Here is a 10,680-nt window from a genome sequence, read left to right as displayed (position 1 = left end):
TGATGACAGCACGGCGGCAAGCGAATTAATGGAACCATTGCCGCCGGCTAAAGCCGTGGTAGCGGACAAAGGATATGACAGTGAAAAGGTTCGCGAACAGATTAAAAACAAAGGTGCCAACGCCGTGATGCCAAGAAGGTCAAATTCGGTCATAGGTAATGCGGATATGGATTGGTCGTTATATCGCCACCGTCATTTGGTGGAAAATGCGTTTGCACGCTTGACACATTTTCGTGGGCTGGCGACGCGCTATGACAAATTGAAACGCAACTATCAGAGCGTCGTCGCCATGGCTTGTGGGTTTTTATGGTTGCCGATGTAATGAAACGTCAACAGACCCTAGGGGCTGTTGACGCCTAATTGCCGCACCAGATCACCTTCGATAACGGTGGTACTGCCCGGCACCCGGGTTTTGGGTTGCCGCAAGCGGGTTGTGGTCAGCACTTCTGGAATGTCATTGCCGTCGGCCCAGGCGGGTGCTATCGCCGCTGTGACTCCCAGCAAGGTTGCCGAAAAATATAGCCGAAAGCTGCTGAATGCCTGGGTTGCACAGCGTAAAATGGTCGTGCGCGGAGCCACTTGCAAAGGCGTTATTGCAGAACGCGAGTCCGCCCGATCACTGTTCGGGCAACAGAAGCAATTCGTAACGGCCATAGTTGTCATTCTATACTCGTGGTGTAGTGCAGTTCGAGCAATCGATTTGTGTAGCGTAAAGTGTATGCTATTGCAGTGGGGCTTGATTGTCTCGCGTAAATGTACTTTTGTTAATAATTGGAGACCTGTAGCAATGAACTGCTGGGACTTACTTGGAATAGAACCGACATCCGATCGCCAGCGCGTAGAACAGGCTTACCAGCAACAACTGAAATTTGCCAGCAGCGATGAGGCGCGGGGCCTGGAACAAGCCTTTCGCGAAGCCACTGGCGCAGCACCAGCCGCCTCCGATATCGAGGCACAAACGCCGCCAAACACTCCAAACGCGCAGCCTGAGCAAGGGCCTGAGCAACCCCAAGAGCTGGACGCTTATTCAGCACAAGTGGCGCGTGAGGTGGTTATTCAGATCAAAGCGCTGCTGAACGACAGCATCCGGGCGGAAAATGCAGACGTATGGAAGGCCATCTTGTGTGAACCACCTGCCGACCAGCCTGCGTTGCGCGCTGACATTGCCCGCCGGCTTGAGTCACAGCTGCGGCCGATGGCCGAAAATGGTGTGTTTCCGGCATCGGTCACGGCATTTCTGGGTGACTGGTTTGAATGGCCGAGCCTGCGCGAAGCGGCGAGCAGCCATGGGAAAGAGCCGCAGCCGGACGAACGTAATTATCCCGAACCAGAGATGATGGGTCAGCAAGACGAGCAGAATGAACAGCCACCGCAATCCGTTAACTTCTGGCCGGCGGTGATTGGTTGGATTATTGGACTGGCTATTTTGACCAGCCTGTTCGGCGGAATGGGCGGGGGCTGACGAACTCCTTAAATCTGATTTAGAAAATCGCCTGCCGGCTGGGCCAGCAGCCGGGCCAGAATGGCAGGCTCGAATCGGCGGCGGATGCTGATGGCGTAAAATTCTTCGAAAACACCGGGTAGGGCACCGTAATCCACCAGGCTTCCGGCTTTCAGTTCGTCACGGACGACCACCGGGGGTAGTACCGAAAAGTAGCGTGTGTCCCTTGCCAGCAGTCGCATCATCGCCATGTCGTCCACCTCTGCTATCAGCCTTGGCCGCACTTTGTGGTAGTCGCAGAATTGATCAAACGCGTGGCGTATATTGTTTTCGGCACCGGGGACAATCAGCCGCAAACCCTGAAGAAAGTCAGGGAATACCACGTTGGTAGCCGCGTCGGGAGGCCCGATAATGCTGACCGGCTGACGTGCGATGCGGCGAGAACGAAATGGATTCTGCTGGTCGCCCTGAACCGGCTGGTTTGACAGCACCAGGTCTAGCCGATGTGCCGACAGGCGCCGCAGTAAATCGTCAAGTCCGCCGCTTTGCAGACTGAGTTCCAGATCATCCTGCTCTAGCAGCGGTGCCAGAAACCCCTCCTGAAAGTTTCGCGACAGCGTCGCCACAGCACCTACCTTTAATGTTTCTCGCGCCGGTTGGTGCCCGCTTTCAAACAAAGCGGACAACTCCGCGCCTTGGCGAAATATTTCTTCGGCGTAGCTAAATGCCACGCGGCCGGCCTCTGAAAGCTTCAGGCGCCGCCCTTCGCGAATAAACAGCGCTTCACCAAAACTGTCCTCCAGCTTTCGTATTTGCCCTGACAGCGCCGATTGGGATATGTGCAAAGCTTCCGCAGCACGGGTCAGGTGTCCGGTGCGAGCCACTTCCCAGAAGTAGTACAGGTGATGGTAATTAAGCTTCATGTATTCGTTCTTTAAAAGTGAATGTTACGTTCTTTATAAACTATTTTTTAAATGTATGCACGGTGGGCATAGTAGCTGCGTTGCCTAATTTGCTGTTCAAGGAGTTGCTGAATGAACCCCATCGCCACCGTTGTTGCAGAACTTGCCCTGTTGGGCTGGCTGCTGGTCCCGTTATCGCTGCTGTTGCTTGCGGCTTATGCCAGCTGGACCAGCAATCCACGCAAGCTTGCCCATTGCTGGACCACCGCCAAGAGCCTGTTCGTTGCCTTGATGGCTATTACGGGCTTTATTGGCCTGATGTTGTTGGCAGATGGCCCGGGCTTCACAACCGGTTTGCCGGAAATTGGCGCCCAGTTTGGTCTGTCCCCCAGTGGCCTGTCATTGTGGATGTCTATGCTGGTTGGCTTTATCGGCTGGGTCATCATTCGTTACGCAGACGATTACCTGCGCGGGGACTCGGGGCGCGAGCGCTTTTTCCCCTGGTTTCTTATTACTCTGGTCAGTGTTCTGGTTCTGGTGTTGACCAACCACCTACTGATTCTTGTGGGTGCCTGAGTGGGCGTGAGCCTTTCATTTCACCACTTGCTTACCCTTTATCCCCAACGTGCCGCGGCGAACGCGGCCGCTTTGCAGAAGTTCATAATCAGCAGGGTAGGCGATGTGTGTGTACTCAGCGCCGTTTTGCTGTTGCAGCACCACTATGGGACCTTTTATCTTCCAGAAATGATGGCCGGCGGCGGGGCTGGCCAATCGTTGGCGTTGCAATCCGCGTCTGTGCTGCTGGCTATAGCGGCACTGCTGAAATGTGCTCAGCTGCCAGTTCATGGCTGGTTGTTGCGGGTTATGGAAGCGCCGACGCCGGTTTCGGCACTGCTGCACGCGGGTATTATCAACCTGGGTGGTTTTCTATGGCTACGTTTGTACCCGGTGTTTGACGGCTTTACTCCCGGCCACGGCATTCTTCTTGTTGTCGGCGGTGTGACCGCGGTAGTTGCTGCGCTGGTTATGATGACGCAGTCGTCGGTGAAACACTCACTGGCGTGGTCTACGTCAGCGCAGATGGGGTTTATGTTGTTCGAAATTGGTTTAGGCGCTTACACCTTGGCCTTCCTGCATCTGCTGGCGCACTCGCTGTACAAGGCGCATTCGTTCCTTGCCAGCAGCCGCACCGTGGTGGCCAGCCATTTGCTGGCAGGGTATGCCGGAGTGGAGCGTGTTCAGGTGATAAACGGCGTACTTGCCGCAGTGGTCGCCGCCGTCATATTGTGGGCGGTGCCGGCACTGGTAGAAGGGAAACTGGTTCTAGGCACGCTGCTGGTGTTGGCTTGTACCGCTGCCGCACTGGGCATTCCAGCCTGGGTAAAGGCACCTGTTCGCGTCAGTCTGCTGCTGTGTACCCTGATGCTGTTGCCACTGTATAGCTTGCTGCATGCGCTGCTGTCGCCGGCTCTGGGTTCAGCCAGCAACTTGGTGCTTCCACTTGCAGCACAAGTGGCGGGCTTGGTCATCGTCGCTGCTCTGGCTGCCGGCTCCCTGATGATTTTACTTAAACCGCAGAGCCGCGTCAGCCAGGCACTCCATCATTACTGCTGCGAAGGGTTAGGGTTAGACCTGCCGTTGAACCGCGTCAGTGCCGCACTGGCAAGAAAAACCCGCGGTTTGAGCCTTAGCGGCGCCAAACCGACCAATCTATACAAAGTTAACCCGTTGAGTTCAGGAGAGCGGTCATGAACCCTAGCCAGGTTGTACCAAACGAATTACAGGCGGCTGTAACCGCGGCTTGCGAGGCCATAGCGCCGATATGGCCACTGGACCAGTTTATTGCCGTTAATCCCTGGTGGGGGATGCGGGAACAATCGGTGGCAGCGGCGGCCGATCAGTTGCAGCGCCGTGGCGGTATCAGCATGTTAATGCCTGCGTCTTTCTACTTGTCGGCCTGGGAGGGCGGGCGTATTCGCCCCGAAGACGTGCAGGATGTGTTGCAGGCGGTTGGCCCTGAACCTGCGCCATCGCTTGAAGACCTGCTTAAGCGCTTGCGCGCGGGTGATTCTGTTCAGCCGCGGGTGGCTGCTCTATTTTCCTGAGCCATGAAGGCCTTGCGCCGGCCGGCGATGGCAATTCCCAAGAAGCCGTTGTACGTCAGACAGGTCGTTTCTGTGCCCGTTACTTTGATCAGCGCCAGGCACGCTGGGCTGCAGACAAGGAACACGGCCTTTACACGGCGTGGCATCAGTATGTAAACGCCAGCCATCTGGTAGACAAGCAGATTGGCGTTAAAGGCTTACAGCGCATGCTTGCAGGCTTACCGCAAGAGACCGAACAGGCCCTGGCACAACTGACCAGCGATCTGGCTCTGCCGCCCGCGGCGTTGGAAGCGCTTTGCCACGGATTGTTGCTGGATATGATTGGCTGGGCGTCCTGGTGCCGCGGAATAGACTGGCGAGCTGAAAATCAAGGGGGCACCAGTAAGATCTGTCGTGAGCTGCTGGCTGTGTTGCTGGCATGGGAATGGGCAGGGTTCGCGCTTGCCGATAACGCTACCACCACGGGTACCAGCCAGGGTGATAATGTACAGCGAAGCAGAACCAATCAGCAGGAACTGGTCCGTCAGGCCGTTCGCGGCGCCAAGTATGGCAGCCTGTCAACATTTACCCTGGTGGAAACCACTGGATTGGCCTGGGCCTGGAAGCTGGTGCGTGACAGTCTTAATAAAGGAAATGGCAATAAGCTGCTGCATTCGGTGATCGGCGGCAATGTGGGCGTGATTGAAGGCGATGGCAGCGATCTGCGGATTGGCTTGCCGTGGCAGACGGTGCACGACGGCAAGAACTGGCGACACGAGCCCATGCGTTTGACGGTTCTGATTGATGCGTCTCAAGAGCGGATTGATTTGGCTTTGGAGCGCACCCCGGCGCTCGCCACACTGGTTAAAAACCAGTGGCTGAGCATGACCAGCCTTCAGCTGATCAAGCGAACCCGGGGTGCCAGTTCCGCTTCGGCCCAGTTGACCGTTGCGGGCTGAGCGTCGTTACCGGTAAACAGATGCCCGACCTGCGGCACTGCATAACGCAGATCGCCGCGAGTGGGGCGCTGACTGTTGCATTCAGCATGGCTGATACCCACTTCCCAGATGTTATCCGAGCCTTCGCTTTGCCAGCCCTCGGGGCGTAACTCAACCCGCACTTCCGAGCCAATCAGGCTGACCGCTTCAATGCGCAGCGGCAAATTGGCGTGCGCCACCGGCGCTGTTGCCAGCCGCACTTCATGTGGCCGCAGGTAGAGCTGGGCGTCTCCCTTGTGCTGCACTCCGGGCAAGGTTACCCAGGCAGTACCCTGGCTCAGGCTGCCTTGCTTTACCTGGCCAGAGATCACATTTACCTGGCCCAAAAAATCGAACACAAAGCGGCTTGCTGGCCGAGCGTAAAGCTCTATGGGTTCATTCACCTGCTCCACTTGGCCCTGGCTCATAACCACCACTTGGTCAGACAGTTCCAGAGCCTCTTCCTGGTCGTGAGTCACAAAAATGCTGGTGAAGTCAAATTCGTCGTGAAGGTTACGCAGCCAGCGGCGTAAGTCTTTGCGTACTTTGGCGTCCAGTGCGCCAAAGGGCTCATCTAAGAGCAGAATTTTCGGTTGGGTCGCAATTGAGCGGGCCAGTGCCACCCGCTGCTTCTGACCACCGGACAATTGCGCCGGATAGCGTTGGGCAAGATGCGGTAACTGAATCAATTCCAGCAGCTCTCTAACGCGCTTCTGAATGTCCGTTTTTGACGGGCGCTGCTTGCGTGGCAGAGAATCCAGGCCGAAAGCAATATTCTGTGCCACGGTCATGTGGCGGAACAGAGCATAGTGCTGAAACACAAAACCGATGTTGCGATCGCGTACGTGAAGCCCAGTAACATCCTGGCCTGAAAACGAGATTTGCCCGCTGTCTGCAGACTCCAGCCCGGCAATAATGCGCAGCAGGGTCGTTTTGCCCGAGCCGGAAGGACCCAGTAAAGCGGTAAGTTTGCCCTCGGGAATATCCAGAGAGACGTTATTCAGCGCCTGAAACTTGCCAAAGCGCTTGTTGATGCCATCAACGGTAATACTCATTAAGCAGTCTCCTGTGCTTGCAGGCGGATCAGGGTACGAGCCTGCCGCCATTCCACAAAACCTTTAGCGGCCAACGTAAACACGGCAATGCCGGCCAATAGTGAAGCGCTGGTGAACGCGCCGACAACGTTGTAATCCTGGTACAACAATTCCACGTGCAGGGGCAGGGTGTTGGTTTGCCCGCGAATACTACCCGCCACCACCGACACCGCGCCGAACTCACCGACTGCACGAGCGTTGGTCAGTACAACACCATAAATAAGCGCCCACTTGATGTTGGGCAGTGTAATGGTCCGAAATATTCTCCAACCCGATGCGCCAAGCACAACGCCGGCCTCTTCTTCCTCGCTGCCTTGCTGTTGCATAAGCGGAATCAGCTCACGGGCAACAAACGGGCAGGTCACAAACACCGTTACCATCACAATGCCGGGCCAGGAGAACATCAGCTGAATGTCATAGTCCGCCAGCCAGCTGCCAATCCAGCCGTTACGGCCATACAGCAGCAGATACAGTAAGCCAGCCACAACTGGCGACACCGCAAACGGGATGTCAATCAGTGTAATCAGCAGTTTACGGCCGGGAAAACGAAACCGGGTGACCAGCCAGGCCAGCGCGACACCAAACACCAGGTTTAGCGGCACGGTCAAAGCGGCCACAAACAAGGTCAGCCCGATGGCGTGTAGGGTGTACTGGTCTAGCAGGTTATCAGCGAACGTGCTCCATCCGGAGCTCAGGGCTTCGCTAAAAATAACCACCAGCGGCATAATTAAAAGGCCAGCAGTGACTGCGATGGCGATGCCAATCAGCAGCCACTTTATGGCAGGACTGTCGCCAACGCGACGGTGTTGTAAAGAGCGTGAAGAGCGGGCTCGGGTGCTTGCCATGGCGCTAGCGTCCTTCCAGGCGTTTGAGGTAGCGCGCTTGCCATACCGTAATGGCAAACAGCAGCACCAATGATGCCAGCAGGATAACCGAGGCGATCGCGCTGGCCGCGGCGTAGTCGTATTCCTGTAGGCGGATAAAGATCATCAGGCTGGTGACTTCGCTGATGTAAGGCATGTTGCCGGCAATGAAGATAACCGCGCCAAACTCGCCAAGGCTGCGGGTGAACGACAAAGCCACACCGGTGACCAATGCCGGCCATAACGCGGGAAAAATGACCCGACGGAATACATGGGCGTCGCTGGCGCCCAAGCTTACGGCGGCTTCTTCATCTTCGGGTGCCAGCTCTTCCAGAACCGGCTGCACAGTGCGCACCACAAACGGCAGGCTGGTAAACGCCATGGCCACCACAATGCCCACGGGTGTGAAGGCGACTTCTATACCCAGTTTGGTCAAAAATTGCCCGTACCAGCCGTTCGCCGCGAACAGCGTTGCCAGAGTAATACCGGCAACGGCAGTGGGCAGAGCAAAGGGCAGATCTACCACCGCATCAATCAGGCGTTTTCCGGGAAATTCATAGCGCACCAGAACCCAGGCCAACAGTAAGCCAAAGGCGCCGTTAAACAGTGACGCTGCTAATGCGGCCAGCGCGGTTACCTTATAGGAGGCCACAACCCGTGGATCAGTGATTACAAACCAGAATTCACTAAGGCTCATGGCCGACACTTCAATAACCAGCCCTGTCAGCGGCAATAGCAGAACCAGGCTGATAAAAAACAGCGAAACGCCGAGGCTTAGACCGAACCCCGGCAATACCCGCTTACTGCGGCCCTTAGTCAACGGCCAGCGCTGTGATTTCACAGCGCTGGCCTGATTAGCAGTGGACATTGATTACTTACGACGCTGCAATTGGTCAAGTTTTCCGCCACTGGCGAAGTGCTCTTTTGTGGCGTTTTCCCAGTTGCCGGCAATGGCGTCTATGGACATTAATTTCACGTCCGGGAAGCGGTCAGACGTTTCTTTTTTCACGGTGTCGTTGTGCACGCGGTAGTGAAATCCGGCCAGCAGGCGCTGGGCGTCTTCACTGTAAAGGTGCTCAAGATAGGCTTTGGCGAGGTCTTCGGTGCCGTTCTGCTTAACGTACTCGTCTATCCAGGTAACCGGGAATTCGGCCAGAAAGCTGACCTTGGGCGTGACCACTTCGTATTCGCCGTTGTCGTAACGGTCAACCAGGTTCAGCACTTCCGATTCGAACGTCAGCAAAACGTCGCCAATTTCGCGTTCAATAAAGGTTGTAGTGGCGCCGCGACCACCGCTGTCGAATACTTTCACTTGACCTAGAAAATCCCGAAGGAAAGCGTCGATTTTCTGCTGGTCGCCGCCAAAGCTGTCTTGGGCGTAGCCCAGCGCAGCCAGGTAGGTATAACGGCCATTGCCGGACGTTTTCGGATTGGGCATAACCAGAGCTACGTCTTCTTTTACCAGATCGTCCCAGTTTTGGATATTTTTCGGATTACCCTTGCGCACCAGAAATGCCATGGTTGAGTAGTACGGGGAGCTGTTGTTTGGTAACCGCTCGGCCCAGTTTTCAGGAATCAAATTGCCGCGGGTGTGCAAAATGTCGATATCCGTGACTTGGTTAAAGGTCACTACGTCGGCTTTCAGGCCTTGGATAATCGATTGTGCTTGCTTGGAAGAACCTGCGTGCGACTGGCTGACTTCAACGCTGTCGCCGGTCTTTTCTTTCCAATATTCATTGAAATGCACGTTGTAAGCGGCAAACAGTTCGCGAGCGACATCATAAGATGAGTTCAGCAATTCACGATCGGCAGATACAGCGGCAGGTGCGAAGAGCGAGGTGCTGAGCGCGAGGCCGGTCACCAGGCCCTTGAGTTTACGTTGCATGACATTCCCCTAAACAGATGATGTGTTGAGGGGTAAGTTAACAAAGCGCGGTTAAAACGGGAAAGAATAAAGGATCACTTAAATATAAACTTATGGAATAAGCGGTGTGACGGCTAAATCAATTGCTTGATGTCGACACCACCGTTCACCGCTATCTAAACCTGTTCTTCATCAAGATACGTTTACGGTAGCGCTGCCCGGCTCTATGCTTCCGCTTAAAACCGTAATAACGCAGACCCCCAGGTAAAACCGCCGCCAAAAGCTTCCAGCAAAACAACCTCGTTACGCTTGATCCGGCCATCACGTACAGCTTCATCAAGGGCCAGCGGGATAGACGCTGCTGAGGTATTGCCATGTTTGTTAACGGTTACCACAACCCGATCCATCGGCATGTTCAGCTTTTTAGCGGTCGCAACGATAATGCGCATATTAGCCTGGTGAGGCACAAGCCAATCGATATCCGATTTTTTCATGTTGTTGTGAGCAAGGGTTTCATCAACAATTCTACCCAGCGTATTTACCGCCATCCTGAAGACTTCGTTACCCTTCATTTCCACATAACCAAGGCCGGCCTTGAACTTTTCAGGGTTTTCGGCGACACCACAGGGCACGTGAAGAAGTTTTTCATAGCTGCCGTCGGCGTGCAGATGGGTGGACAAAATCCCAGTTTCATCACTGGCTTCAAGAATAACCGCACCGGCGCCATCGCCGAACAACACGCAGGTACCGCGATCGCTCCAATCGATAATACGAGAGAATACCTCGGCACCAATGACGAGCACTTTTTTACTGGTTCCCGTTTTGATGAATTTATCCGCAGTGGCCAGCGCGTACACAAAACCGCTGCATACAGCCTGAATGTCAAAAGCGGGACAGCCTCGAATGCCCAGGCGTGCCTGCAGAATACAGGCGGAGCTTGGGAATACTTTATTGGGCGTAGAAGTAGCGAACACGATCAGATCAATATCCGCAGCGTCTATTCCGGCGGCCTCTATGGCTCTTAAGGCAGCCTGTTCGGCCAGGTCAACCGTGGTTTGACCTTTCACCGCAATATGGCGCTGTTCAATGCCGGTTCGTTCGCGGATCCACTGGTCCGTGGTGTCCACGGTTTTTTCTAGATCTTTATTGGTCACAATCTGGTCCGGCAGGTACGAGCCGGTGCCGGTAATACGTGCGAAGGTCATTCGTAACTTCCTGCAGCATCGAATTTTTGTCAATCCGCCATGCTATACCGGTCTGTACCAGCGGCGTTATTAGCGATTTGTCGGTTGAACGTTAGTTTATTCGCCCTCAGCATGGCAGCGAGAGCTATTTGGGTCTAGATTTAATCTTCGACTGTACCGCAATGCACCTGAATTATGACAAAGAGGCGTTTTATAAAATCTACCATTAGCTTTGCTGTCTCAGCCTCGGTTATCCTTTCGTCAAACGTTC

Annotated in this window: 13 protein-coding genes; 6 read left to right on the top strand and 7 right to left on the bottom strand. The window is 55.0% G+C overall.

The features are described 5' to 3' along the window. On the top strand, nucleotides 1-322 hold a 322-nt coding region (locus A3OI_RS0102535), incomplete at its 5' end, for an IS5/IS1182 family transposase (protein ID WP_018402784.1). A gap of 17 nt (nucleotides 323-339) precedes the next feature. Here the strand turns inward: A3OI_RS0102535 and A3OI_RS0102530 are convergent. Beyond that, nucleotides 340-654, bottom strand: coding sequence for a hypothetical protein (locus A3OI_RS0102530; protein ID WP_228702869.1), 315 nt, complete (start codon nucleotides 652-654; stop codon nucleotides 340-342). Nucleotides 655-787: 133 nt separating this feature from the next. Between A3OI_RS0102530 and A3OI_RS0102525 the strand changes: the two genes are divergently transcribed. Next, nucleotides 788-1,462 carry a hypothetical protein gene (locus A3OI_RS0102525; protein ID WP_018402782.1) on the top strand — a complete coding sequence of 225 codons (675 nt, stop codon included), beginning with the start codon at nucleotides 788-790 and terminating at the stop codon, nucleotides 1,460-1,462. Nucleotides 1,463-1,470: 8 nt separating this feature from the next. Here A3OI_RS0102525 and A3OI_RS0102520 read toward each other — a convergent pair whose 3' ends face one another. After that, entirely contained in the window at nucleotides 1,471-2,364 is an 894-nt protein-coding gene (locus A3OI_RS0102520; RefSeq protein WP_018402781.1) for a LysR family transcriptional regulator, read from the bottom strand. A gap of 111 nt (nucleotides 2,365-2,475) precedes the next feature. Between A3OI_RS0102520 and A3OI_RS23615 the strand changes: the two genes are divergently transcribed. Genes A3OI_RS23615 through A3OI_RS24210 form a run of 4 tightly spaced genes read left to right on the top strand, consistent with a single transcriptional unit; the run spans nucleotide 2,476 to nucleotide 5,386 of the window. Then, entirely contained in the window at nucleotides 2,476-2,919 is a 444-nt protein-coding gene (locus A3OI_RS23615) for a hypothetical protein (protein WP_018402780.1), read from the top strand. A 6-nt stretch (nucleotides 2,920-2,925) separates the two neighbouring features. Beyond that, a complete protein-coding gene (locus tag A3OI_RS19120; RefSeq protein ID WP_228702867.1) occupies nucleotides 2,926-4,095 on the top strand; it encodes a proton-conducting transporter transmembrane domain-containing protein in 1,170 nt (389 codons plus the stop codon). Further along, nucleotides 4,092-4,448, top strand: a complete 357-nt coding sequence (locus A3OI_RS24215) for a putative inorganic carbon transporter subunit DabA (RefSeq protein WP_020561378.1) — start codon at nucleotides 4,092-4,094, stop codon at nucleotides 4,446-4,448. Before A3OI_RS19120 ends, A3OI_RS24215 begins: the two co-directional genes overlap by 4 nt. Then, nucleotides 4,439-5,386 carry a putative inorganic carbon transporter subunit DabA gene (locus A3OI_RS24210; protein ID WP_323806865.1) on the top strand — a complete coding sequence of 316 codons (948 nt, stop codon included), beginning with the start codon at nucleotides 4,439-4,441 and terminating at the stop codon, nucleotides 5,384-5,386. The genes A3OI_RS24215 and A3OI_RS24210 overlap by 10 nt, the downstream gene beginning before the upstream one ends. Here the strand turns inward: A3OI_RS24210 and A3OI_RS0102500 are convergent. The 5 genes from A3OI_RS0102500 to A3OI_RS0102480 form a co-directional block, all read right to left on the bottom strand. Continuing rightward, nucleotides 5,323-6,459 carry a sulfate/molybdate ABC transporter ATP-binding protein gene (locus A3OI_RS0102500; protein ID WP_018402778.1) on the bottom strand — a complete coding sequence of 379 codons (1,137 nt, stop codon included), beginning with the start codon at nucleotides 6,457-6,459 and terminating at the stop codon, nucleotides 5,323-5,325. The genes A3OI_RS24210 and A3OI_RS0102500 overlap by 64 nt on opposite strands. Further along, nucleotides 6,459-7,343, bottom strand: a complete 885-nt coding sequence (gene cysW / locus A3OI_RS0102495; RefSeq protein ID WP_018402777.1) for a sulfate ABC transporter permease subunit CysW — start codon at nucleotides 7,341-7,343, stop codon at nucleotides 6,459-6,461. The genes A3OI_RS0102500 and cysW overlap by 1 nt, the downstream gene beginning before the upstream one ends. 4 nt (nucleotides 7,344-7,347) lie before the next feature. Further along, nucleotides 7,348-8,229, bottom strand: coding sequence for a sulfate/thiosulfate ABC transporter permease CysT (gene cysT, locus A3OI_RS0102490; protein ID WP_018402776.1), 882 nt, complete (start codon nucleotides 8,227-8,229; stop codon nucleotides 7,348-7,350). A 3-nt stretch (nucleotides 8,230-8,232) separates the two neighbouring features. Next, on the bottom strand, nucleotides 8,233-9,246 hold the full coding sequence (gene cysP / locus A3OI_RS0102485; protein ID WP_018402775.1) for a thiosulfate ABC transporter substrate-binding protein CysP: 1,014 nt from the start codon (nucleotides 9,244-9,246) through the stop codon (nucleotides 8,233-8,235). A 215-nt stretch (nucleotides 9,247-9,461) separates the two neighbouring features. Beyond that, a complete protein-coding gene (locus tag A3OI_RS0102480; RefSeq protein ID WP_018402774.1) occupies nucleotides 9,462-10,430 on the bottom strand; it encodes a beta-ketoacyl-ACP synthase III in 969 nt (322 codons plus the stop codon). Nucleotides 10,431-10,680 lie beyond the last annotated feature (250 nt).

It is taken from the genome of Marinobacter gelidimuriae (assembly GCF_000372805.1).
Lineage (GTDB): Bacteria > Pseudomonadota > Gammaproteobacteria > Pseudomonadales > Oleiphilaceae > Marinobacter > Marinobacter gelidimuriae.
Note: the sequence above shows the minus strand (reverse complement) of the source record. Positions and strands in the feature narration are given on the sequence as shown.

What these genes read in the sequence shown, in the direction of transcription:
- A3OI_RS0102525 (WP_018402782.1), top strand. Translation starts at nt 788, where the DNA reads ATGAACTGCTGGGACTTACTTGGAATAGAACCGACATCCGATCGCCAG.
- A3OI_RS0102480 (WP_018402774.1), bottom strand. Translation starts at nt 10,430, where the DNA reads ATGACCTTCGCACGTATTACCGGCACCGGCTCGTACCTGCCGGACCAG.
- cysT (WP_018402776.1), bottom strand. Translation starts at nt 8,229, where the DNA reads ATGTCCACTGCTAATCAGGCCAGCGCTGTGAAATCACAGCGCTGGCCG.
- cysW (WP_018402777.1), bottom strand. Translation starts at nt 7,343, where the DNA reads ATGGCAAGCACCCGAGCCCGCTCTTCACGCTCTTTACAACACCGTCGC.
- A3OI_RS23615 (WP_018402780.1), top strand. Translation starts at nt 2,476, where the DNA reads ATGAACCCCATCGCCACCGTTGTTGCAGAACTTGCCCTGTTGGGCTGG.
- A3OI_RS0102500 (WP_018402778.1), bottom strand. Translation starts at nt 6,459, where the DNA reads ATGAGTATTACCGTTGATGGCATCAACAAGCGCTTTGGCAAGTTTCAG.
- A3OI_RS0102520 (WP_018402781.1), bottom strand. Translation starts at nt 2,364, where the DNA reads ATGAAGCTTAATTACCATCACCTGTACTACTTCTGGGAAGTGGCTCGC.
- A3OI_RS24215 (WP_020561378.1), top strand. Translation starts at nt 4,092, where the DNA reads ATGAACCCTAGCCAGGTTGTACCAAACGAATTACAGGCGGCTGTAACC.
- cysP (WP_018402775.1), bottom strand. Translation starts at nt 9,246, where the DNA reads ATGCAACGTAAACTCAAGGGCCTGGTGACCGGCCTCGCGCTCAGCACC.
- A3OI_RS0102530 (WP_228702869.1), bottom strand. Translation starts at nt 654, where the DNA reads ATGGCCGTTACGAATTGCTTCTGTTGCCCGAACAGTGATCGGGCGGAC.